Here is a 22,795-nt window from a genome sequence, read left to right on the forward strand (position 1 = left end):
ATTTTATCGATTCGCGAACACTTTGACTTCGTCCCCTTCTGACACGATAAACAATTTTCTTGGTTCGACTTCCGCCTTGAAGTCAAGATTGATTGCACGAGCCGCTGATTGATCGATAACCGCCATATGCTCGTTTGCGATCAGCTGGATTTGATTCCGTTCACGGCTCGCCAAGGCGAAGCGAACCTTGAATTCTTTCTCGTAGCTTTCAAGCCCTTGATGGAATGCATGACGCTTCGATTCGAACTCTTGGCTAATTGTGTTCACTTGTTTTGTGGCTTGATCAATCGCCTCTTCAGGGTCCCCCAACAGGCGCATCGCGTGAATTTCTCCTTGCAAGCTTAATAGGAACATATAGATGAGTTCTTCATACTCTTGGAACTCGCCGATGACTTCCTTCATCGTTTGGATTTTGTCAGCCTCTTTGAAAACAAAAGCACGTTTCTTCAGTTCATTCATTTTCCCGAGTGGGGAATCGATATGTTTGAGCAAGGCATAGATGGTATCGATGTCTGCTTTATAGTTGTTCTCAAGCTGGTGTGTGACCTTGCTGTCCACAGTATTTTGTTTTAAAAATACGTAGACGCGATCTAAATAGTTAAACGAACTCCGGGCTTGACCGTGATATTCATTCAATTTCATCGTGACTAACTTGTTTACAATCGTCTCAATCTTGTCGAGCGACTGTTTGATTTCTCTTAAGTGTTCTTGGGCAACGACCGTTGTTGCCAAATCTAGCGCAATCCGCCGAACTTGGAGCGGGTTAACTTTCTTCAAATTCGCTTGGGCTTTAATTGTATTTTTTCCGTCCACCAAGATGGCTCGCCAATAACCGTCTTCTTTTGATTTCCTTAAAGAATAGACACCACTTTTCAAGGCGGCTTCTACTTTCGGCGAAAAAACGAGTTGGTACGTAGGCTTTTGGCCGAGCGATTGTATTGCCGCCGGGATGCCGACAGATTGCACGACATGTTTTAACAGTTGCGCCATATCCGCCCCGACCGTAATCTCTTCTTTATTAGACACGTCCTCTAAAACAACCGGCAAAACGGTTGCCGAGTGCTCTTGTTTGACCAATTCATGCGCTGCGCTAGACTGGATCACTTGATTGTCTTCTGAGTTGAGCGGAATTGATGTTTCAGTCGGTTTCTGACGCTTCTTCCAAATCAGGACAACGATTGCAACGAACAAAACACCAAGGAATATGTACAGGTATTCCATTTGAACTCCCCCCTTTATCGTTGTATCTAGTATAAAGGGAAATCAGTTTTTATGTGCAACACTATTTCGATTCCATAAGAAAGACCGAGGAACGCGTCCCCGGTCTTAGCCTCATCTTAAAAAGTCTTCAAGTTGGAAGTCATGTTTGTCGAGTACGATCTGTTCCGGCATGATGCCGCTTCGGCGCAACACGTCGATCGTCTGATGCAGGAAGTCGTCGCTACCGACGAGATAGAATAAGCCGTCTCGGTCCGTCGCGAGCGTCTCGACCGCTGTATAGTAGTCGACACGATTGGCGACAAACTCTGCCGTGAAGCTGTTTGATGACGTAAATACGTCGTTGAATAGATAGTTCGCTGACGTGTCGACGTTCAGCGAGTGGAGATGCGACACACCTTCCCCGTTCGCCAAATAGTCAAGTACGATCGGGCGGAACGTCGCGAGCCCGACACCGGCCGACAACAAGTACACATTCTTCCCCTCACGCTTCAATGGGACGTTCGAATGTGTCTTGAAGATGGCGACTTGTTCGCCAATCTTCATATCACGCAAGATTGACTTGAACTCGGAGCACTCTCGCTTGATCCGTGTCGTGATACCGATCGCGCCTTCACGCGGCAGCGTCGAGATCGACATGTGGCGAATCAAGCTCCGGTTCGGTTTGTCTTCTTTGTTGAACCCTTCTAACGCGAAGTGGGTATGCGCCCCCTCGTCCCACGTGAAGCCGTCCGGGAGCTCGAGTTGGAACGTGTATGTATCTGGCGCTTCCTGTACAACTCGTTGAATCGGTGTCCAGTAAATTTGCATCGTCGTCACTCCTTCCTTCTATTAATAGACCGCAATCGGTCCGTATGGTCCTTGAATGATTTCAAGCTTCGTCTCAAAGATGTCGGATAGCGTCTCGGCGACCATGATCTCATCGACTGTACCGAAGGCGGCGATCTTGCCGTCTTTCATCGCACAAATCCGGTCCGAGTACTTGGCCGCGAAGTTGATGTCGTGGAGCACGGTGACGATTGTCCGGCCGAACTCGTCGGCGACGTGGCGCAAGTATTCCATCATCTGGACCGAGCGAGCGATGTCCAAGTTATTGAGCGGCTCATCGAGCAACACGTATTCCGTCTCCTGGCAGAGCACCATCGCGACGTACGCCCGCTGGCGCTGCCCGCCCGACAGTTCATCGAGATAACGATGCTCGAGCTCCGTCAAATCAAGGAAGTCGATATACTTCGAGATGATGCGTTCATCCTCTTGCGTCAACCGTCCTTTCGAATATGGGAAGCGACCGAACCCGGCGAGCTGACGGACGGTGAGACGCGTCACGAAATGGTTTTCTTGCCGTAAAATCGTGATGATTTTCGCCAAGTCTTTCGATTTCGTGCTCGACACGTCCATCCCCGCGACTTGAATTTGACCCGCGTCTAAATCGAGCAGGCGGCCAATCATCATGAGCGTCGTCGACTTGCCGGCCCCGTTCGGCCCAATCAACGACGTGAACCCGGCTTTCGGGATGTCGAGATTGATCGGTCCGATTCGGACGTCATCCGTATACGATTTTTGTACTTGTTCAAGTTGAATCATAGCGATTTTCTCCTTAAGATGATTGCCAAGAAAACGATTCCGCCGAACAATTCGATAATGACGGACACGACACTCGGTGTATTGAGAATGTGATACATAAAGAAATACGCGCTCGTCAACACGAAGAAACCGAGCGCGAACGCCATCGGGAACATATACTTATGGTCATACGTCGAAGCAACCTGATAGCTGAGCGTCGCCACCAAGAATCCAAAGAACGTCAGCGGTCCGATGAGCGCTGTCGATACCGACATCAATAGCGAGATGAGAATGAGCGTAAAGATGACGCTCCCCCGATGGTTCACCCCGAACGATGTCGCTACATCTTTCCCGAGTGCGACGACGTTCAAGCGATTTGAGAAGCTATACAACATGATTCCGACGACAATCACAATCGGAATGACGATTGGGAAGTACGCGGCATCAGCATGCATGACCGATCCGAACAGACGGGCCTGAAGGATATCAAAGTCCGACGGCGCGAGCATACGGCGCATGAACGAGGACACCGAATTCAAACCGGTCCCGATGATGATCCCGACGAGAAGCATGAGTTGCAGATTCCCGTATTTCCCGGACAAGAGCCAGCCATACAAGAGCAGGCTCATGAGCACCATGAGGCCGACCTGGGTCAAAAAGGCACCGGTTCCCGAAAAACCGATTAACGCACCCGCACCGAAGAAGAAGATCATGCTCGTCTGAATCGTCGAATAAAGCGCATCGAACCCGAGCAAGGATGGCGTGATGATGCGGTTGTTCGTCACCGAATGAAACGCGACCGTCGCCAAGCTTTGACAGAGCGCGGCGATCGCCATCGTAACGACGGCGACGACCCGACGCTCGACGACCGGGATGAACGACGGCGAATCGAACGGGACCGGATTGTTGTAGACGAGTAACCCGAACGCACAGAGCAGTCCGCCCACGATGAAGAATGCAAGGAACAGCCAATAACGGCGCTGTTCTCGTTTCGAACGGAACGCCGTCGCACACCGCTCTTCCGTATGCACGGATCGACCATCGACGTCATACGCTTCCCGTTGCTTCGTCTTGTTTTCGATGAGTGTGCTCATCGTACCCCTCCCGTCTTCCGTTGTCTCAAGAGAATCGCGATAAACACGACCGACCCGACCGTCCCGAGAATGAGCGATACCGGTAATTCAAACGGCATGATGATCGTCCGCGAAATCAAGTCGCTGACGAGAACCGTGCCCATACCGATGACGCATACCCACGGCAAGTTGCTGCGGAGATCGTCTCCACGAAACATCGAGACGATGTTCGGGACGATCAGTCCGAGGAACGGCAGATTGCCGATGACCGTCGCGACGACCCCGACCGCAAGTGCGATCAGCCCCGTCGCAATCAAGATGAGACGGCTATAGTTGACGCCAAGGCTCGTCGCGATATCTTCGCCGAGTCCGGCGAGCGTTAACCGGTTCGCGAGGATGAAGATGAAGAACGTGACGAGAATGATAAGCCACAAGTATTCATAACGTCCGACCTGCACCGATGCGAACGACCCGACGAACCAGCCTTCAATAGTCTGACTCGCTTGGAAGAACAAGCCGAGAAACGTCGACACGGCCGATACGACCGCCCCGAGCATGAGCCCGATAATCGGGACGATCAACGATGAGCGAAGTTTGACCGAGCGCAGGAACCAGAAGAAGACCATCGTTCCGATGAACGAGAAGACGATGGCCCCCGTCATGCGCATCATGAGCGTCGGCGCCGGAACGAGCAGATACACAGTGAGCAGACCGAGCCCCGCCCATTCGAGCGTCCCGGTCGTCGTCGGTTCGACGAGACGGTTTTGCGTAATCAGTTGCATGACGAGCCCCGACATCGCCATGGCGGCACCGGTCAACATGATGGCAATCGTGCGCGGGACGCGGGTAATCCAAAACATATCCGCTCCGCCCTCCTGACGAATGTCATAGACACCGGTCACGAGCGAGAGGCATGCCAACATGAAGACAACGAGAACTGCTACGATAAACGACTTTGTCCATATGTTAGAAAAGGAGGGCTGAGACAATGTCTCAACCCTTGCTGTCATTGGTTTTTGCACAACATGACTCCCTTACTTCGAAAGCGCGGCTGCGATATCGTTGAATAGTTCAGAGTATGTTTGAATCGACTCGTTGATGTACGTGTCGTTCGGTGCATAAACGATTTTTGCATCTGTCACGGCTTTTGTTTTTTGAAGTGCCGGTGCGTTATCGATCACGTCTGCTGCAGGTACAGCGTCTTCCATGCTCGAAATCGCCGCGTCACGGTCGAGGACGAACAACCAGTCCGGGTCACTCTCAGCAATCGCTTCAACCGATACCTCATCCCCTTGGTGGTCACCTGTCGTTTTCTCTACCTCGAGGGCAGGTGTCCAGTCAAAGATGTCATACATCGGTCCGAAGACACGACCTGTATTCGGTGCCGAGAATCCGATATCGCCGCCTGAGACGATGACTGACATCACTTTGTCTTCACCGTTGTATGAAGCTTTTACACTGTCGATCGATGCTTCGAAGCTTTTGATGAGTTCATCTGCTTCCGTTTCTTTTTCAAAGATTTGGCCGAGTGAACGCGTCGTCGTCTCAAAGCCTTCTACCAAGATTTCACCTGGCGTGCCCGCATCTTCTGGGAGCTCAATATTCAAATCGATGACGGCTGCTTCCGGAACTAATTTTTTAATGTCGTCGTAGTAGTCGGCGAATCGTTGACCGACGATGACGACATCCGGATCGACACCGGCGATTGCTTCTAAGTTCGGTTCATTGTGCATCCCGACGTCAACGATGTCTTTATCATTTTTATAAGGCAAGTCCGCTGGAATCAATCCGATTGGTGCCGCGACCAAGTCGATGTCCCAATCCGAGAGCGTCTCGAACGTCCGGTTGTCGAGCGCGACGACCTTCTCCGGGTTGACCGGTACTTCGATCGTGCCATGTGCGTCCGTGATTTCCACCGTCTTCGGTTTCGCTTCCGCTTCCGCGTTACCCGTATCTTTTGCTTCATTCTCGTTCCCGCATGCCGCGAGCAACAAGACGAGCGATGTCGCCATGATTGATGCTTTTAATTTCCCCACTTTTTCCATCTCCCTATATGTATTGATTACGCCGACAACCTTCTCAATCGAACGGCATCCCTGTTGTTGATCTTGTCTATGTAGGCAACAGGAATGCTTTATCGTTGATAATGATTATCATTGTCGTTTTCATTGAGAAGCATAGCAAACAAAAAAAGGATGCGCAATGCCAAAATTTCAAAAAGAGATTGGAAATATTTTTCCTACCATATAATGCAAAATAAAAAGAAAGTGGTACGAGACCACTTTCTGGAGGGTTAGCGTTCAGTTTTTCTTATCCCGCTTTCTCCCGAGAATGCTGTAAGTGAGAAATAATACGAACGTGTACGTGAACGAGAAGAGAATGATTTTCAGGAGGCCGTCCGGAAGCAGTTTCACGATGAAAAACAGCGAAAAGATGATGGCAATAATCAGATGAGGACCCCGGATATCTTCCGGCAGATCGCGCCAGTAGATCACGACGAGTGCCAACGCGAGCGGCCCGCATAGCGCAAATAAGATGAAGAACGGGACAGGCCGCATCAGAAATGGTACGTCTTGTTTCTGATGATTCATGCTTCCGAAATTCCGTTCGCGAGTAACAACAGGAAAATCCAAATCGATAACGGTACAATCAATCCGATGTTCGCGAAGAGGCTGAATAATCTAACCATCTTCTCCTTCGAGAAAAGTCCCCAGATGAGTGTGGCAAGCAACGCGATATCCAAGGCGAGATACACCCAGATGGCCGTCATCAAATTTAAATTAGGAAAGACACGGCCGTTCAATGTGAACAGCGTAAGCAGTGTTACCAAAAAAAGCACGAGCGTCGTGTAAAGCGGTGCATAATGACGTTTCGTCATCCAACCACCTCCTTTTTCCTAATTATCCCATTCACTTATTCTATCGACAACCCTTATAGATTTTGCTACATTCACAGCAACGTACATGAAGTAATGACATTGTTGGAGGTCACGGTTATATGGGTTTTGCTTATCTAGTTGCTGCGATTATCGCGGAAGTGTTCGGATCAAGTATGTTAAAACTGAACGCAACGTCGACGAACCGACTGCCAATCCTCGGTGTCGCGCTCGGATACGTGACCGCGTTTTATCTGTTGTCGCTCGCGCTCTTGTCCATCCCGCTCAGTTTCGCCTACGCGTTTTGGAGCGGGGTCGGCACGGCCGCGACGGCATTGATTGGCTTTCTCGTGTTCAAGGAACAAGTTCGAAAACAGACCGTCATCGGCATCGGACTCGTCATCGTCGGGCTCGTCTTGATGAAAATATGAAGGAGGGACACGTGTGAAAGGGTATATGCTATTACTGGTTTCGATTTCGTTCGAGGTGCTCGGTACATCGATGCTGAAGCTGTCAGACGGCTTCACAAATTTATTGCCGAGCGTAATCCTGCTTGCGAGTTTCGCCGTCTCGTTCACGCTCATGGGCTTCGTTTTGAAGACAATCCCGCTCAGCATTGCCTATAGCGTCTGGGCCGGTCTTGGCACGGTCGCGACCGGATTGATCGGGGTATTCGTCTACGGTGAAGTGCTCTCGACACTGAATAGCATCGGGCTCATCGTCATCGTGCTCGGTGTCATCGTCATGAATTTCGGGAAAACGAATACGGTACACGGCTAACGTTTTTAGAAAGGAGTGACGCGAATGCTCGCACCATTGATCGAAGAGAAAGAACGACTTTTATTGACGACGGAAGTTCGGACGTCGCCCGAGCGATTGCGTGAACTGTTGACCGAAGATTTCTTTGAAATCGGGAGCTCCGGTCGCGTCTTATACAAAGAAGACGACACGAATACGATGGACCTTGGAGAGATTGACATCACGCTGTCCGACTTCAACCTCGAAGTCATCCGCGACGATGTCGTGCTCGCTACGTATCGAACCGAGAATCACGCGACTGAGAAGACCGCTCTCCGCAGCTCGATTTGGGTCAGGATTGACGGCGTATGGAAAATGCGATTCCATCAAGGGACACCTGCACAATAACGATAGATAGGGCGCGCCGATTTAAGCGCCCCCTTTTTTTCTATTCACCCTGCCATTTTTTTTGCTCACCCGCCTTGTCCGGATGTCCTATAATTCACGTATGAATGACACCAAAAGAGAGGGTCGACAAAATTGAATACATATAGCACACGCAACCACCTTGAACCGGTCATGCGACGACCGAGAGCCACGTTAGAAGAGAAGTTAGCGCTTATGGAGTCACGCCGAAAGAAATTGATGTTCGAGCCGACGATCCCGCTCGATGCCATCCGTAAAAAGAAACCGTCCATCACCGTCACGTTCTCCGTCGGTGGCTTCGGTGTCCACAACGAGTCCACGTTGACGTTCTTTGAAGACGGGTCGGTCAAACGAGAAGTGATTTGGCGCGAAGATTACGACTTGAGCGTAGCAATCCCAAGCTCAGGTTGGTACGAAAAGGAGGATGCGATACGCGTCCACGAACGATTCGTCGCCCTCTCCTCACATCGTTGGCCTGAAGTGTTTGAAGAAAAAGGATATTACACCACCGATGGGACGCAGTGGAGCCTCGTTGTGAAACGTCACGGGAAACTTATCCATCAGCATTCCGGCAGCAACGCCTACCCATCGAGCTGGAAAGCCGTCACGGAACTGTTCGGCATCTCGTGAACCGACAAAGGGAGCACCCACTTGGGCGCTCCCTTTTCTCATATCGCCTGAATCATCTCGACCCGATTGCCGAACGGGTCGCGGAACTCGAACCGGTCAAAGCCAGGGATTGGAATCCCTTCGAGCCGCTCGATTCCTTCTGCTTCGAGTTTCCGTCCCCACTCCGCTAAATCGGTCACCACATAGGCGACATGTGCTTTCGTCGTCAGCCGATCGACCCCGTCCTCGGTACCGACATGGACGCTTTGGTCGCCGACTTGAAGCCAAAACCCGCCTCGTCCTTGAAGCGACTCCGGTTTGTCGATTTCATTCAAGCCGAGCACATCGCAATAAAACGCGCGTGCTGTCGCTTCTTCACCTTTTGGGATCGTGATTTGGACGTGATGGATGCCTGTGATCATGTCGTTTTCCCCTTCCGATACGTCAATCCGATAAACTGCAGTTTTTGGTTGAACAAGCGTGGATACGACATATAGCCGACCATGACGGCTGAGATCGTCGCCGTCGTCAAGATGAGGAACAAGATGAGCAGTTGGTACAACACCGCCTCCATCGGGTCGGCGCCGCCGATGATGAGACCGCTCATCATGCCCGGGAGCTGGACGAGCCCCATCGTCTTTTGCGCCTCGACGGTCGGGATCATACTCGTCCGGATGGCGTTCTTCAAGCTCCGCTCGATTGCGATTTTCGGTGCCCCGCCCATCGACAGGATGAGCTCGATGACCTCATCGCTCCGTTCGACCTCGTCTTTGAACTTGTTCAAAAACAGGAGTGACAACACCATACAGTTGCCGATGACCATACCGCTGATTGGAATGATTTTCTCCGGCTCGAACGGGATGATGCCGAGCCCGAGCATGAGCCCCATCGTCAGCGACTCGACCGTGACGAGCGTGAGGACGATCATCCAGGTGATGCCAGGGATGCCGTCCCCTTTTTTGATGATGTTTTGCGTCGCCGCGCCAATCATGAGGAGGATCATGAGCAGCATGAACACCGGGTTATCGCTCTCGAAGACGAACGTCAAAATGTAGCCGATCAACAACAGTTGAATGATCGAGCGTACCGTCGCGATGACGATGTCACGCTCGAGACCGAGCTTCAAAAATAACGCCAACCCGAGCGGAATCGCCACGAAAATCAAGGAAGTCATCAGTTCGATGAAAGTCATAGCTCTTCCCCCCTGACGAAACGCCCGATCATCGGATTGTCCGACTCGTCGATGAACGACGCGTCTCCGAACTCAATCAATTCCCCGTTCCGTAAAAACCACATGTCGTCACTGACCCGTCTCGCTTGATCGAGGTCGTGGGTGATCCAAATGACGGTGACCCCGAAATCTTTTTGAAGTCGCACGATCAAATGCTCGATCTCTTTCACCGTCCGGTAGTCGAGGCTCGACGTGATCTCATCTAACAGCAAGACGTCCGGTTTATTGACGAGCGTCCGGGCGATGGCGACCCGGCTCCGCTCCCCGCCCGACAACGTCTTGATCGGTTGGTCGAGCGAGATGCCATCCAAGTCGACTTTTCCGAGCAGCTCTGTCGCTTTAGCCCGGTCGAGCGTCTCCCCGAAAATCGCTTTCGGTAAATTCAAGTTGTCGTACACCGTCCCGTCGATCATCGGGGCGCTTTGGAACGCCATGCCGATCTGTTTCCGGAGCGCGATGACATCGATATCGCGGATGTTCTCGCCTTTGAAATAAATGTCGCCCGCGTCCGGCGATAGTAGCCCGTTAATATGCTTCAGGCACGTCGTCTTGCCGGCGCCGCTCGGTCCGACGAACGTCGTGATCCGGCCTTCGCGGAAGTAGCCGGTGATGTTATGTAGGATGTCGTTATGACTGACCCCAATGAATTCGATAATGTGCATGTGTCTTCAATCCTTTCTCGATCCGATCCCTATTTACTGAAAGTTAGACACGTCGTCGACCACGACGTCACCGTTTGAATCAAGTAACGGCGTGATGCCGCCACCCGTCCCGACCCATGTCTGGATGTAGTTGACACCGGTCGCTGTGTCGACGAGTATCATAACTTGGCCAAGTTCCGGCAACTGTTCCGTCAATTTGACTTGGAAACGCGTCGCCACTGTCACTTCCTCGTCTGTTTTTTTCTTGAATAACATGACATCCCGCCTTCCTACTGTTAACTGTACGCAACATGACCCTTGGTTTCAATGAATGCGATATCTCCAAGGCTGACAAATCCTTAACCCGTTCATTTTTGTTTAATATGACTACAAAAAAACACGCCAGGTTTCGGCGTGTTTTCAAGCGTAGCTCCGTTCGATGACAAAACTTGTCTTGTCCCCTCGGAAATATGAACGTGAGTACTCGATCGTTTTTCCTGACGCGTCCTCGGTCACCGTCTCGATATAAAAGCACGGCGTCCCGAGCGGACAGTCGAGAAGATCGCTTATCCGTTCGTCGGCGAGCGCGATCTCGAGCGCCTCGGTCGTCTTGGCGACGTGGACGTCGTGGACTTCCGCTAGCGTTTGGAACAGCGAATGCTCGGCCTGGTCTTTCGTGATACCCGGCGCGATCTGCCACGGGATGAACGAGACCTCGTATTGCGTCGGCTCCCCGTCGGCGTGACGGATCCGTTCGATCTTTTGGATCGGTGCTTGTTCGTCGACCGTGAATACGTCGGCGAGCTGGGCGTTCGCCGAGACGACCGACAAGTCGATGAGCGACACTTGGCCGCGCTTGCCTTGAACGGCGAGCTGGGCCGCGTAATTGTTCGGCGTATGCGATAACGTCTGCCGGACTTTCTTCCCGGCGACGAACGTGCCGCGCCCTTGCTGGCGGACGAGATAGCCTTCCGTCGTCAACTGGTTGAGCGCGCCGCGGACCGTCGTCCGGCTGACGTCGAACTCTTCGCATAACGCGTACTCGGTCGGGAATTTCTCGCCTTCTGTATAATGTCCGCTCTTGATACGGGACAATAACTCTTCTTTGATGGCTGTTTGAAGCGTCGACTGCGACATTCTGTCACCCCTTTGTGTCATCCTTCTTTCCTTTATTCTGATACAGCAAACATACAAATGCAAATACAAAAAACAATTTGTATTATTTGTACTTTTTATATTGCGACAAGTTGTACTATTTGTTATATTTGTTACAACAAAAAGAAATCGCTTTCACAAGGAGGAGTTGGCACTATGGCAGTCAAGGTCGTCATCATCGGTGGAGGTTCGAGTTATACCCCCGAAATCATTGAAGGTTTGATCCAGCGACAAGCGACGTTTCCGGTTCGGGAGATCGTTCTTGTCGACATCGAGGAAGGGAGAGACAAATTAGACATCGTCGGCCGTCTCGCCGAACGGATGATTCAAAAGGCAGGCGCTGACATCAGACTCAGTTGGACGCTCGACCGGAAAGCAGCACTTGTTGGCGCCGACTTCGTCTCGACGCAGATCCGCGTCGGTGGCCTGAAAGCCCGCGCCTTGGATGAACGCATCCCGCTCAAGCACGGCTTCATCGGTCAAGAGACGAACGGTGCCGGCGGCTTGTTCAAAGCGTTCCGGACGATTCCAGTGTTGATCGAGCTCGCTAATGAGATGGCGGAGATTTGCCCGGACGCGTGGCTCGTCAACTTCACGAACCCGGCCGGTATCGTCACCGAGGCCGTCTTGCAGCACTCGGCCCACAAAAACGTCATCGGCGTCTGCAACATCCCGTTCAACATGCGCAACTCGGTCGCGGAGATTTTAGACACGCCGGTCGAACGTGTCGCCATCGAATTCATCGGACTCAACCATTTCGTGTTCGGCCGCCACGTCTGGGTCGACGGCGTCGATCGTACGGACGACGTACTCGCGTCACTGAACGCCGGCACCGACTACTCGCCGGCGAACATCGTCGGGCTCGGTTGGAGCGAGTCGTTCTTGAAATCGCTCCGCATGTTGCCGAACCCGTACCATCAATACTATTTCCAAACGGCGGACGTACTCGCGAAAGATCTAGCGGCGTATGAACAGAACGGCACGCGCGCCGAGGTCGTCCAGCAAGTCGAGGCGCAACTGTTCGAGAAATACAAAGACGTCGAACTCGACGTGAAGCCTGTTGAGCTCGAACAGCGTGGCGGCGCCTACTATTCCGACGCCGCCTGCAACTTGATGGACTCGATCTACAACGACCGCGGTGATATCCAGACGGTGAACACACTGAACCGCGGCACGATTCGCGATTTACCGGACGACGCCGTCATCGAAGTGAACGCCGTCATCACGAAGGCTGGTCCACGTCCGATTTCAATCGGTGCGTTACCGCTCCCGATCAAAGGACTCATCACTAATTTGAAGACGTTTGAACAGCTCGCCATCCGCGCAGCGATGTCCGGCTCATACAACGATGCCTACCTCGCCTGCCTGATGAACCCGCTCATCCAAGATGAGAAGAAAATCGATCCGCTCCTCCGTGAGCTATTCGACGCGCATGAAGCGTACTTACCACAATTTAAGAAGGAGGTTTACTCATGAACAAGTTTATCGAAATCGCTGGGCGCATCGGTTCCCAGCGACACTTAGTCGCCATCCGTGATGGATTCGTCTCGGTCATGCCGCTTATCATCGTCGGTTCGCTCGCTGTCCTTATTAACAACTTCCCGGCCATCAATTTAGGTGGCCTCTCGCTCGACTTCGTCGGCATGATGAACAATGCGTTCGGCGAAGGGAACTGGCAAGGACTCGGCGGCAACATTTGGACGGCCTCGTTCGCCATATTAGGCCTTTTGGTCGCTTTCTCGATCGGGTATAACTTGGCCCGGTCATACGGGGTCGATGGGCTCGCCGCAGGTATTTTATCGGTCGCGTCATACATCATGCTCGTACCGGTCACAGCCGACTGGGGACTTAACTTCGCTTGGCTCGGTGCCCAAGGATTATTCGTTGCCATCATCGTCTCGATCGCCGTCACCGAACTGTTCCGTTACCTCATCAACACGAAATTGACGATCAAGATGCCGGAAGGCGTACCGGGCGGGGTCACCCGTTCGTTCCAAGCACTTATCCCGTCGATGCTCATCTTGACGCTCGTCGCGGGGGTTCAACTGTTCATGACACTCCAAGTCGAGCTCAGCATTTTTGAAGTCATCTTTAAAGTCATCCAGCAACCGCTTCAAGGATTCGGCGACTCGCTCGCGGCCGGTCTCGTCATCGCCTTCTTGAACCATATCCTTTGGTTCTTCGGACTGCACGGCACGAACATCATCGGTTCCGTTATCGAGCCGATCTATCTCCCGCTCATCGAGCAAAACTTGGCCGCGTTCCAAGCAGGAGTGTCGGCGTATGACGTCCCGTACACGGTGACAAAACCGTTCCTCGACTCGTTCGTCTTCATGGGCGGATCAGGTACGACGTTCGCGCTGTTACTCGCCATCTTCATCGTCGTCCGCAAACAGCGCAACCACCCGTACCACCAAGTTGCGAAACTGTCGGCACCGGCCGGACTGTTCAACATTAACGAACCGGTCATCTTCGGTCTGCCGATCGTGTTGAACCCGGTCATGTTGATCCCATTCATCTTGGTGCCGGTCACACTCACGATCGTGTCCTACGTCGCCCTCTCAACGGGCATGGTACCGAAGACGGTCGCCATCGTGCCATGGACGACGCCACCGATCATCAGCGGTTACCTCGTCACCGGCGGCAGCGTCCGCGGCGTCTTGCTCCAACTCGTCAACTTGACGATCGCGACGGCGATGTATATCCCGTTCGTCATGGCAGGTGCGAAAGCGATGACGGCCGAAATCAATAAAAATAAAGCAGAAATCAACGAAGGAGAGAAAATCAGTTGAAGACAGAAAGCATCCAACAATTGTCGTTCATGATCATCTTGCACGCCGGCAACGCCCGCTCGTCGGCGTTCGAGGCGATCGCAGCCGCCAAACGCGGCGAAGGTGAACTTGCTGAAGCGAAAATGAAAGAAGCGGACGAGGCGTTTTTAGAAGCCCACAAGCTTCAAACCGAACTGTTGCAAGAAGAGGCACGCGGGGCGACGAGCGACATGAGCGTCCTGCTCGTCCACGCCCAAGATCACTTGATGACGGCAATGACCGTCAAAGAACTTGCGATCGAGATGGTCGATATGATCACTCGACTCAACCAATTGGAGGAATTGAAATGAACATCTTACTTGTCTGCTCGGCCGGTATGTCGACATCGATCCTTGTTGAAAAAATGCGCACCGAGGCTGCCTCACGTGGCTTGGACGCGACAATCGAAGCTATCCCGGAATCACGCTTGAAAGAACAAACGAACGTCGACGTCATCTTGATTGGACCACAAGTCCGCTACCTCGAAGGTAAGATCAAAGCATCCGTCACGGTACCGGTCGCTGTCATCGACAATATGGCTTACGGGCTCATGAAAGGCGACCAAGTGCTCGACCAAGCGCTCGGTCTCGTACAAAATGCATAAAACACACGTCTTGATCAACGCCGACGACTTTGGACTGACATCTGGTGTGAATACCGGAATCCTCGACAGTCACCTCAAAGGGATCGTCAATTCGGCAACGATGATGATGAACGGCTATGCCGTCGATGAGGCCGTCACGCTCGCAAAACTCCATCCCGGCTTACGTGTCGGCGTGCATCTCGCCTTGACGTGGGGACGGCCGCTCGCAAAGACGAGTACACCGCTCACGAAAGCAGACGGGACGTTCCGCTACACGAACCGGTTTCTGACGGAAGCGGCACCCGACCCTGAGCTCGTCTACCTCGAGTGGAAAGCGCAAATCGAGGCGTTCCGCGCGACGGGACTGTCGCTCCATCACCTCGACAGCCATCATCACGTCCATGGCTGGCCGGCGATCCAAGACGTCATCGTCCGTCTCGCCGAAGAATACGACACGACGTTTCGGGCCTTAACGACACTCGATGCACGACGGGACTTGTGGGTGACCGAGCGGTTCAGTGACCAGTTCTACGGCGATGGTGTGTCCCGGGCAACGCTCGACGCAATTCAACCAGGCGACTCGATCGAGGTCATGGTCCACCCGGCCGACATCGATGAGATTTTACCAAGCGTCACGTCTTACCTCGTGCAACGCTTACTGGAAAAGCAGCTATTGATCAACTATGAGCGCCCTGATTGGTGGGTGTAGAAAAAGAGAGTTGTTCACCGTTTACCGGCGAACAACTCTCTTTTCTGTTCGTAGATTAACCAGGTAGACCTCTTTCTTGTCTACTCATATCTTCAATCACAATGTCATAGATTTCACCTAGCGACGCACAATATTTAACGAGATCCCACGGTTCGTTCGTGTGAAAATGAATCTTGATTAGATTTTCGTCCCCGACTGCCAACAAACAATCTCCCGCGAAGCTTGTGTTGATGTACTCAAATATCGCATCTTCGGACAGTTGCTCCCCTTCGATCAACAGTTGTGTATCATATTTGAATTCTATCATCTTGTTCACCTCGCATTTCAATGGATAGACTGCAAAGAATGTAATGGTTACCATCTAGTGCTAGATTATCTCTTTTCGTCCCGATTGGCAAATCAGTCGTCGCTCTTTAAACTTCTAAAGGTTGAACTGGCGTTGGATCTGCCCAGCGACCGTCGCCGCGTCAAGATGCGTGTTATTAATCCGCAAATAGTTGTCGACATCGATCTCCCCATCACGCGAGTTCAAGCGGTACAGCGTCGCCGTCTGCTTCAGCTCGGCCTCGGACCAAGCGATATCCCGTTTCGTCGGCTTGTGTGCAAGCCGGTTCTCGGTCGTGTTCCGGGCGAGCCGCTCCTCGATGTCCGCTTCGAGCTCGACGTAGTAGACGTCCGCCCCGTGCGACTCGAACAGTTCCGCCACTCCTTCGATGTAGGTCCGGTCTTCTTCCATATCAAACGCCCAGACGAACGTGAAGATCAAGCCGGGCTGATCGCTTTTCGCGACCGCTTCGAATAACTCGTGCCGAAACAGTTGGACGAGCCGGCGCCCCTCGTCCGTCCCGTAATCAAAGAACGGGCTGACGAGATCGATCGTCATATGGTTATGCAGTAACTTCAATCCTGTCTGTTTCGCGAGTTCCTGTCCGACCGTCATCTTGCCGACGGCTTGTGGACCGATCAGTATGACAAGCTTCATTCTTCCCCCGTCCTTTATCCATTTTTTTCTAGCATACCATACGGCTCGAGTCCTCGAATAGGAACACTGAAAAGCGGGAAAACACGTACCAACGGCTGCTCAGCTTCTAAGGAGGACATTCCCATGCCAAAAGACCCCAAACTCGAACGCTTCGTCCTACGTGTCTCTGTATTTGGCTCCTTGTTCTTCGCCATCGCCGGGATCATCGTCGGTTACGCGTTATCGTCCGCCTTCATCCTGTTCGATGGCGTCTATTCGTTCTTGAGCGTCATCATGAGCTGGATCTCGCTCCGGGCCGGCGTGTTCATGCTGACGTCGGACAAGCGCTTCCCGTTCGGCAAGAGCACGATCGAGCCGTTCATCATCTTGTTCCAATATGGTGTCCTCTTATTCGTCATCGTCAACGCCTTCCTCGGTGCAATCGATGATATCCGCGCCGGCGGCAACGACCTCGTCCTCGGTTGGGCGCTCGTCTATCTTACGATCAGCGGCGCATTGACGTACGGGATCTTCCGCTACTTACGGACGTTCCAGATGAAAGCGAGCTCCGGTCTCGTCAGTGCCGAGATCGTCCAGTGGCGGCTCAGCTTCATCTTGACCGGTGGTGCCCTCGTCGGCTATTTGATCGCCCAAGTGCTCGTCTGGCTATCGTTTGACGCCATCTCCCCGTACGTCGACCCGGTCATGCTCATGCTGATCACCCTTTGGCTCGTCAAGACGCCGCTCATCGAGATGTGGGTCGCCATCAAAGAATTGATCGGGATGAACACCGAGACCCCGTACAGTAAACAGATCACACTCACCATCCTCCAAGTCGCCCATCAATACGAAGTCTCGAAAACATACGTCCGGACGACGAAGTCCGGTAATCTTCTGTTCATCGAGATCGACCTCGTCGTGGCGAAAGACTACCCGTATGACAAAATCGCCGAGCAGGACCGGATCCGTCAAAAGATCGAGGACGCGCTCGCCTTCTTGCCGTATGAGAAATGGCTGACGATCTCGTTCACACAAGACAATCGCTGGGCAGAATAATAGCGAGCGACATAACGTCACTCGCTACTTTTTATTGCTCAAACGCCCGGCGCAAAATCTCTTCTTCCTCAGCGTTTCCTAAGTTCCGGTTCACGACGCGCTCGATGTCGATGTCGAGTTCATCTTTCAATAAGTTCGCACTCCGATCTTGCCCGATGATGACGACCTCGTTCCATTTATGTTTCTTGTGTAAGGAACGAATCTCACCGGCGATATCCCGGTAAAACCGTCGGACTTGTTTTTCTTTTCGGCTGTCGAATTGGTCGATTTGGCTGCTTGACGCTGCCTCGCCACCCTTGCCGCGGCCTTGGTACCGTCTCCATTGATCGGTGTCTAAATCAAGATCGAACACGACGACGTCCTCAACTTCACCGAGCCGCGTATCGTAGGCGGTGATGCTGTCGAGCTGGGCGAGCAAGATTCCCGTGTTCGGGAATTCGGCGTCGAGTCTCTCGATTTGGTCCAAGTTAGGTTTGTCGCCGTAATGAAAATCGTTGTCAACGTCAAGCTGCAGGAAGTGGAGCTCGAATAAGCCATCATTTCCTTCCGCAAACAAGACGATGCTGCGCAACAGCTTATGCTCGTTGCCCATAATCTCACGCTCGGCCCGTTCCCGGACGCCTTTGAACGCTTTCAACTTCGCCTCGTCCCCGTTCTTGATTTCTTGCTCGAGTCGGCGCAGCTCGTTCTTCAAATGAATCTCCCATTTGTCGCGCTCGCTCGGCTTCGTACTTAAGTAGAGACTCAGTACGCCCGCCTCCGCGTTATGCAGTTGCTTGATCTTTCCGAGTTCTGTTGATAATGCCATCTTGTTCCCTCCTCAGTAAATGAACGCAGCAAGTATCCCTGTGATGAACACAGATGTGATCGTGACCGTCGAGAACCCGGCGACAATCATTTTCGGTAATATTTCATCCTCGATAATATGCACCTCCTCTTCCGTCTCCCCGATATTCTTCGCCGCCTCTTCGCTCAAGATGAGTGTTCCTGGGAAACCATATAACGACGTCAACCCGATCGCCATCGACATCTCTTTCGAGTAGCCGAGGAAACGGCCGACGAGGAGCGCAAACAACAAAAGTCCGGACACGCCGAGAACGAATGAAATCGTGATCGGCACGATCAAATCGAACAACGCACTCGGTGACAGCGTCGCGAGTGGTCCGAAGATGATGAGCAGGATGGCGATCATGATGAGACCGTACGCATCGATCCCGTTCAACGCGTTCGCTTTCAAAACCTTGAAGCGGCGCAACACGATACCGAGGATCAAGGCGATGACGAACGTGTTCAGGTAACCGTTCGTCCATCCGCTGATGACGGTCGAAATCAAGACGACGACCCCCATGACGAACAACGTCCCGGCCGTCGTATGGAACGGCGCCGGCAAAATCGAGTCATCTGTCTCGTCATGGACGACGGCATGTTGTTCAGGCGTGACGAGCGTCCCGTCCCGATGTGCCGTCCGGATGCGGAGTGCCTCTTTCCGTAAGATGATCGACGTGAGCGGAAAACCAATCAGCCCTTGCGTCGCCGCGATCAAGACCGGGAATACAGCGACCGAGACGAGTCCCGCGTTGACGGCGGCGTCTTGGACGAGAATGATCGAGATCGTCCCGCCGCTGATGGCTGCGATGGCACTTAAAATATAGTTCGTATCGAGGAAAAATTGCCCGATCACGTATAGAAAAATCCCGATGCCGAGCACGGCGGAGACACCGATGACGAACGTCTTCCATTGCCGCTTGAACTCGTCGAGACTGATGAGCGTCCCGAGATGGACGATAACGAGTCCGACGACCGTCTGACCGAGGGCTAGTAAAGATGATGACGGTAACAAATCTTCCGGGAACAATCCGGATTTGAAGCCGACGAGAAAGATGACAGACGCGACAAATAGCGAGGACAGCAACGCTTTCGTTTTCTTGGCGACGAAATCACTGATCGTCCAAATGAGCATGACGATCGTGAAGGCGAGTAAGGAGTTCATGAAGGGCTCCCCTTTCCAAAGTTAGACGCGCGGTTGGTAGCTGAATCCTAATCCATGCACATCGGCGACGTTGTAGACGATCATGAACGAACGTTTATCGATTGCGTCGATCGTTCTGAGTGCCGTCTGATATTCGCCACGTGTCAACACAATCATCAACATCTCCCGATTTTCTCCTTGAAACCCTCCTCTCACGTCAAAGACGGTGATTCCCCGGTCGACGTCCCGATAGAGCGCCTGCTTGATGTCGTCTAGGTGCGACTCGCTCATGATGAAGATGGCTTTTTTCCGGTCAAGGCCGAGCTCGATATACGCCATGACCGCCGACGTCAAAATGATCGAGGCGATTGCGAACAGGAACGATTCGATCCCGAAGACGAACAAGCTTGAGACGACGATGAGCGCATCGGTCAAAAAGAAGCCAATCGCCGTGTTCAACCCGGTGTATTTGTTCAAGATGAGCGGCGGGATCGTCGTCCCTCCGCTCGAGGCACCGATTCGGTACAGCATGGCGACCGCCGCAGCGAACAAGATACTGCCGAACACGACCGAGAAGAACCGGTCTGTCGTGACCATATATTTCGGGACGACGGCGAGAACGAGCGGCAAGAACAGGCTGCCGAGCAGCGTATTGTAAAACACTTTTTTCCCGAGAAAGACGAACGTCAAGACGAGCATGACACCGTTCAAGACGAAGACGACGATTGAGCGGTCGATGCCGAGCACTTCTTCTAACAAAATTCCGATCCCGGTCACGCCGCCGGCCGCAATCTCGTGAGGACCTAAAAACAAGTTGATCGCTAACCCGAGGACGAGGATCGAGGCGAGGATGATGCCGACGTCGATGATTCGTTTTCGCACGACAACCCATCCCCTTCCCTCATGCTTTGAACGACTGCATCGTCTCGATCAACCGGAGTACGAACGTCACACTGTCCTCGAGCTCTTTGATCGGGATCGACTCATCGACCGTATGGATCGAGTCGTACCCGATGGAGACGTTGAGTGCGACTTTTCCGAACTCGTTGAACACGTTGGCATCACTCCCACCGCCGCTATGCTCATAGCGTACCGGGAACGAAGTATGCGCGAGCGCTGCCGAGACGTGGCGGACGAACGGTTCGTCTTCCTCGAACCGATAGCTCCGGATCATCTGTTGTTGCTTGATGTCGACCGTGCCGCCATGGTTTTGTGCCGCTCGTTCGAACGTCTCGACCATGTGTGTGACTTGTTCGACGCAGGCGTCGTGATCGAGCGACCGGGCCTCCCCGACGAGCGTCGCGTGTTCCATGACGACATTACTGCCGGTCCCGCCCGAGATCTTACCGATGTTCGCGGTCGTTTGTTCAGTGATACGTCCGAGTTTCATCTGATGAATCGCCTCGGCCGCGATGACGAGTGCCGAGATGCCTTTCTCCGGTTCGAGTCCGGCGTGGGCCGCTTTCCCGTGGATATCGATATTCAGGCTGAACATACTCGGCGAACTTAAGATGATGCCGCCGACCGGTCCGCCGTTGTCGAGGATGAGCCCGTGCTTCGCTTTCAGTGTTGACATATCGAGCGCTTTCGCTCCGAGCAAACCGACTTCTTCTCCTGGTGTGAGTACGAGTTCGATCGGCCCGTGCCGGGTTCGTCCTTCACGCAACCGTTCCACCACTTCAATCATGATGGCGATTCCGGCCTTGTCGTCGGCCGCTAAAATCGTCTCTCCTTCTGAATAGACAACATCATCCCGAATGACCGGAACGATGCCTTTACCAGGTGACACCGTATCGATATGAGCCGACAGGAATAACGGTGCGATCGAGGCGTCGCCGGCTAGACGGGCGATCAAATTGTTCGAACCGAGACCGGTCTCTGCTGTCGAGTCATCCTCGTCAATTTCAAGACCAAGTCCATCGAATCGTTCTTTTAAATACTCTAAAAATGGACCTTCGGCATAAGACTCTGAATCAATTTGTACGAGTTCCATGAACGTGTGGGTGATGCGCGAGGACATATTAGTCGCTCCTTTCGATCGGAAGCTTCGACTGTTTGCGTAACGCGTATAGTTTTTGCAAGTTGAGGAACGTGACTTTCAAGACGGCATAGAACGGGACGGCGAGCAACATGCCGACGATACCGGCGAGGCGTCCCGCGACGAGCAGGACAAGAGTGATGGTGATGGGATGGACACGGAGTGACTTGCCTTGGACGAGCGGTGAGATGACGTTGGCGTCAAGCTGTTGGACGATGGTGATGGCGATGATGACGTAGAGCGCTTTGACCGGTTCGTCGATGAACGCTATCAAAACGGCGGGTGCGGCCCCGAGAAACGGACCGAAGTAAGGGATGATGTTCGTCGCGAAAATGAACAGACCGAGCGGCAGGAAGAACGGGACGTCGAGTAGCCAAAGAGCGATTGTCGCGAAGAAGCCGACGAACGTACAGACGATGAGCTGGGCCCGGACGTAACGTTTGATCGTCTCGTGCATGTCATGCAAGATATGGCGGGCGTTTTGTTCGTACGCCTCAGGGATCCACCGCACGATTGCCGTCGCGAGCTTGCCCCCGTCAATGAGCATGAACACGTACAAAAATAGCGCGATGAACAACGTGAACAGTCCAGACACGATCAGCGCGAGCACGCGTCCGAGCGAACCGGCGACAGTACCGATGAGTGAACCGAGCGCGTCGGTCAACTGACGAATCCACGTCTCAATCGATGCCGCGTTCTGCTCCGCATAGTCCCGAAACCACGCGTATTCCTCGAGCCGTCCGTACAGTAGCAAAAACTGGCGATAGCTCCCTTCGGCAAAACGTGGGAACGCGTCAAGCAGCGCGAGCAGTTGCCTTGTGATGAGCGGTCCGAGCGTGACGACGAACAACACGACGAGGGTGAGGAGCAACAGGAGCACGCTCAAAATCGCAAGTGACCGTCGCTTCCATTTGATCTCAAGGAAATCGACGAGACCGACTGTCAAATAAAACAAGATGCCGGCGAACAAGAACGGTGTCAGTACGGTCGCGAAAAAGATACCGATTGGATAGAACAAAAACTCGACTTGTTTCGCCATGAAGATGATCGTCAAAATGAGCAGTACCCAGATGCCGTTACGGAACGCACGCGTTGTCCAAAAGGGCTGCATGGGCGTTTCCCCTTTCTTGAAATATATCT

General features: G+C 52.9%; 30 protein-coding genes. 10 read left to right on the forward strand and 20 right to left on the reverse strand.

Features of this window, described 5'->3' with window-relative positions; all coding sequences use genetic code 11:
* Positions 1–3: 3 nt before the first annotated feature.
* From EVJ23_RS03810 to EVJ23_RS03845, 8 genes are all read right to left on the reverse strand, one after another.
* Positions 4–1,221 (reverse strand): hypothetical protein, encoded by a 1,218-nt coding sequence (locus tag EVJ23_RS03810; protein WP_131464226.1) that lies wholly within the window; start codon positions 1,219–1,221, stop codon positions 4–6.
* Between the two features lie 111 nt (positions 1,222–1,332).
* Positions 1,333–2,028 (reverse strand): dihydropteridine reductase, encoded by a 696-nt coding sequence (locus EVJ23_RS03815; RefSeq protein WP_131464228.1) that lies wholly within the window; start codon positions 2,026–2,028, stop codon positions 1,333–1,335.
* Positions 2,029–2,049: 21 nt separating this feature from the next.
* Positions 2,050–2,802 (reverse strand): iron ABC transporter ATP-binding protein, encoded by a 753-nt coding sequence (locus EVJ23_RS03820; protein ID WP_070328510.1) that lies wholly within the window; start codon positions 2,800–2,802, stop codon positions 2,050–2,052.
* Positions 2,799–3,875, reverse strand: coding sequence for an iron chelate uptake ABC transporter family permease subunit (locus EVJ23_RS03825; RefSeq protein WP_131464230.1), 1,077 nt, complete (start codon positions 3,873–3,875; stop codon positions 2,799–2,801). The genes EVJ23_RS03820 and EVJ23_RS03825 overlap by 4 nt, the downstream gene beginning before the upstream one ends.
* Complete coding sequence (locus tag EVJ23_RS03830; protein WP_370252127.1) at positions 3,872–4,864, reverse strand: ABC transporter permease; 993 nt, start codon at positions 4,862–4,864, stop codon at positions 3,872–3,874. The genes EVJ23_RS03825 and EVJ23_RS03830 overlap by 4 nt, the downstream gene beginning before the upstream one ends.
* 24 nt (positions 4,865–4,888) lie before the next feature.
* Positions 4,889–5,890: a siderophore ABC transporter substrate-binding protein gene (locus EVJ23_RS03835; RefSeq protein WP_483297319.1), complete on the reverse strand. Its 1,002-nt coding sequence runs from the start codon at positions 5,888–5,890 to the stop codon at positions 4,889–4,891.
* Positions 5,891–6,154: 264 nt separating this feature from the next.
* Positions 6,155–6,445 (reverse strand): hypothetical protein, encoded by a 291-nt coding sequence (locus EVJ23_RS03840; protein WP_131464236.1) that lies wholly within the window; start codon positions 6,443–6,445, stop codon positions 6,155–6,157.
* The gene (locus EVJ23_RS03845; RefSeq protein ID WP_131464238.1) at positions 6,442–6,732 is read right to left on the reverse strand and encodes a hypothetical protein; all 291 of its coding nucleotides are present in this window, start codon (positions 6,730–6,732) and stop codon (positions 6,442–6,444) included. The genes EVJ23_RS03840 and EVJ23_RS03845 overlap by 4 nt, the downstream gene beginning before the upstream one ends.
* Positions 6,733–6,851: 119 nt before the next feature.
* Here EVJ23_RS03845 and EVJ23_RS03850 point away from each other — a divergent pair, with 119 nt between their 5' ends.
* From EVJ23_RS03850 to EVJ23_RS03865, 4 genes are all read left to right on the forward strand, one after another.
* Complete coding sequence (locus EVJ23_RS03850; RefSeq protein ID WP_070328504.1) at positions 6,852–7,160, forward strand: DMT family transporter; 309 nt, start codon at positions 6,852–6,854, stop codon at positions 7,158–7,160.
* Positions 7,161–7,185: 25 nt separating this feature from the next.
* Positions 7,186–7,509 carry a DMT family transporter gene (locus tag EVJ23_RS03855; RefSeq protein ID WP_370454207.1) on the forward strand — a complete coding sequence of 108 codons (324 nt, stop codon included), beginning with the start codon at positions 7,186–7,188 and terminating at the stop codon, positions 7,507–7,509.
* 24 nt (positions 7,510–7,533) lie between these two features.
* The gene (locus EVJ23_RS03860) at positions 7,534–7,875 is read left to right on the forward strand and encodes a nuclear transport factor 2 family protein (RefSeq protein WP_070328502.1); all 342 of its coding nucleotides are present in this window, start codon (positions 7,534–7,536) and stop codon (positions 7,873–7,875) included.
* A 171-nt stretch (positions 7,876–8,046) separates the two neighbouring features.
* Positions 8,047–8,523 (forward strand): hypothetical protein, encoded by a 477-nt coding sequence (locus EVJ23_RS03865; RefSeq protein WP_131464242.1) that lies wholly within the window; start codon positions 8,047–8,049, stop codon positions 8,521–8,523.
* A gap of 38 nt (positions 8,524–8,561) precedes the next feature.
* On the opposite strand, the gene EVJ23_RS03870 is transcribed toward EVJ23_RS03865, so the two are convergent.
* From EVJ23_RS03870 to EVJ23_RS03890, 5 genes are all read right to left on the reverse strand, one after another.
* The gene (locus EVJ23_RS03870; protein WP_131464244.1) at positions 8,562–8,924 is read right to left on the reverse strand and encodes a VOC family protein; all 363 of its coding nucleotides are present in this window, start codon (positions 8,922–8,924) and stop codon (positions 8,562–8,564) included.
* Entirely contained in the window at positions 8,921–9,694 is a 774-nt protein-coding gene (locus EVJ23_RS03875; protein WP_131464246.1) for an ABC transporter permease, read from the reverse strand. Before EVJ23_RS03875 ends, EVJ23_RS03870 begins: the two co-directional genes overlap by 4 nt.
* Positions 9,691–10,395 carry an ABC transporter ATP-binding protein gene (locus EVJ23_RS03880; RefSeq protein ID WP_070328498.1) on the reverse strand — a complete coding sequence of 235 codons (705 nt, stop codon included), beginning with the start codon at positions 10,393–10,395 and terminating at the stop codon, positions 9,691–9,693. The genes EVJ23_RS03875 and EVJ23_RS03880 overlap by 4 nt, the downstream gene beginning before the upstream one ends.
* Before the next feature lie 33 nt (positions 10,396–10,428).
* Positions 10,429–10,650, reverse strand: coding sequence for a DUF6440 family protein (locus EVJ23_RS03885; protein WP_131464248.1), 222 nt, complete (start codon positions 10,648–10,650; stop codon positions 10,429–10,431).
* A 144-nt stretch (positions 10,651–10,794) separates the two neighbouring features.
* Complete coding sequence (locus EVJ23_RS03890) at positions 10,795–11,511, reverse strand: GntR family transcriptional regulator (protein ID WP_131456437.1); 717 nt, start codon at positions 11,509–11,511, stop codon at positions 10,795–10,797.
* Positions 11,512–11,685: 174 nt separating this feature from the next.
* On the opposite strand from EVJ23_RS03890, the gene EVJ23_RS03895 reads away from it, so the two are divergent.
* From EVJ23_RS03895 to EVJ23_RS03915, 5 genes are read left to right on the forward strand one after another with little or no spacing between them, the layout of a single operon-like run.
* Positions 11,686–13,005 carry a 6-phospho-beta-glucosidase gene (locus EVJ23_RS03895; protein ID WP_131464250.1) on the forward strand — a complete coding sequence of 440 codons (1,320 nt, stop codon included), beginning with the start codon at positions 11,686–11,688 and terminating at the stop codon, positions 13,003–13,005.
* Positions 13,002–14,321, forward strand: coding sequence for a PTS cellobiose transporter subunit IIC (celB, locus tag EVJ23_RS03900; protein ID WP_131464251.1), 1,320 nt, complete (start codon positions 13,002–13,004; stop codon positions 14,319–14,321). Before EVJ23_RS03895 ends, celB begins: the two co-directional genes overlap by 4 nt.
* A gap of 29 nt (positions 14,322–14,350) precedes the next feature.
* Positions 14,351–14,650 carry a PTS sugar transporter subunit IIA gene (locus EVJ23_RS03905; protein ID WP_035386318.1) on the forward strand — a complete coding sequence of 100 codons (300 nt, stop codon included), beginning with the start codon at positions 14,351–14,353 and terminating at the stop codon, positions 14,648–14,650.
* Positions 14,647–14,943 (forward strand): PTS sugar transporter subunit IIB, encoded by a 297-nt coding sequence (locus tag EVJ23_RS03910; protein WP_071398177.1) that lies wholly within the window; start codon positions 14,647–14,649, stop codon positions 14,941–14,943. The genes EVJ23_RS03905 and EVJ23_RS03910 overlap by 4 nt, the downstream gene beginning before the upstream one ends.
* Positions 14,936–15,631: a carbohydrate deacetylase gene (locus tag EVJ23_RS03915; protein WP_131464253.1), complete on the forward strand. Its 696-nt coding sequence runs from the start codon at positions 14,936–14,938 to the stop codon at positions 15,629–15,631. The genes EVJ23_RS03910 and EVJ23_RS03915 overlap by 8 nt, the downstream gene beginning before the upstream one ends.
* Before the next feature lie 55 nt (positions 15,632–15,686).
* On the opposite strand, the gene EVJ23_RS15415 is transcribed toward EVJ23_RS03915, so the two are convergent.
* Both EVJ23_RS15415 and EVJ23_RS03925 read right to left on the reverse strand, forming a co-directional pair.
* The gene (locus tag EVJ23_RS15415) at positions 15,687–15,992 is read right to left on the reverse strand and encodes a kinase to dihydroxyacetone kinase (protein ID WP_370251940.1); all 306 of its coding nucleotides are present in this window, start codon (positions 15,990–15,992) and stop codon (positions 15,687–15,689) included.
* Between the two features lie 60 nt (positions 15,993–16,052).
* Complete coding sequence (locus EVJ23_RS03925) at positions 16,053–16,613, reverse strand: AAA family ATPase (RefSeq protein ID WP_131464255.1); 561 nt, start codon at positions 16,611–16,613, stop codon at positions 16,053–16,055.
* Between the two features lie 123 nt (positions 16,614–16,736).
* Here EVJ23_RS03925 and EVJ23_RS03930 point away from each other — a divergent pair, with 123 nt between their 5' ends.
* Entirely contained in the window at positions 16,737–17,648 is a 912-nt protein-coding gene (locus EVJ23_RS03930) for a cation diffusion facilitator family transporter (RefSeq protein ID WP_070328490.1), read from the forward strand.
* Between the two features lie 31 nt (positions 17,649–17,679).
* Here EVJ23_RS03930 and EVJ23_RS03935 read toward each other — a convergent pair whose 3' ends face one another.
* The 5 genes from EVJ23_RS03935 to EVJ23_RS03955 are packed head-to-tail and all read right to left on the reverse strand — an operon-like array spanning position 17,680 to position 22,766.
* A complete protein-coding gene (locus tag EVJ23_RS03935; protein ID WP_131464257.1) occupies positions 17,680–18,456 on the reverse strand; it encodes a VLRF1 family aeRF1-type release factor in 777 nt (258 codons plus the stop codon).
* Positions 18,457–18,468: 12 nt separating this feature from the next.
* Positions 18,469–19,638 carry a hypothetical protein gene (locus tag EVJ23_RS03940; RefSeq protein ID WP_071398181.1) on the reverse strand — a complete coding sequence of 390 codons (1,170 nt, stop codon included), beginning with the start codon at positions 19,636–19,638 and terminating at the stop codon, positions 18,469–18,471.
* A gap of 21 nt (positions 19,639–19,659) precedes the next feature.
* Positions 19,660–20,499 carry a YitT family protein gene (locus EVJ23_RS03945; protein WP_131464259.1) on the reverse strand — a complete coding sequence of 280 codons (840 nt, stop codon included), beginning with the start codon at positions 20,497–20,499 and terminating at the stop codon, positions 19,660–19,662.
* Between the two features lie 19 nt (positions 20,500–20,518).
* Entirely contained in the window at positions 20,519–21,637 is a 1,119-nt protein-coding gene (locus tag EVJ23_RS03950) for a M20/M25/M40 family metallo-hydrolase (RefSeq protein WP_131464261.1), read from the reverse strand.
* 1 nt (position 21,638) lies between these two features.
* Positions 21,639–22,766 carry an AI-2E family transporter gene (locus EVJ23_RS03955; RefSeq protein WP_131438926.1) on the reverse strand — a complete coding sequence of 376 codons (1,128 nt, stop codon included), beginning with the start codon at positions 22,764–22,766 and terminating at the stop codon, positions 21,639–21,641.
* Positions 22,767–22,795 lie beyond the last annotated feature (29 nt).

Origin of the sequence: Exiguobacterium sp. SH1S1, from assembly GCF_004337245.1 — a bacterium.
In the GTDB taxonomy this organism is placed as follows: domain Bacteria; phylum Bacillota; class Bacilli; order Exiguobacteriales; family Exiguobacteriaceae; genus Exiguobacterium; species Exiguobacterium aurantiacum_A.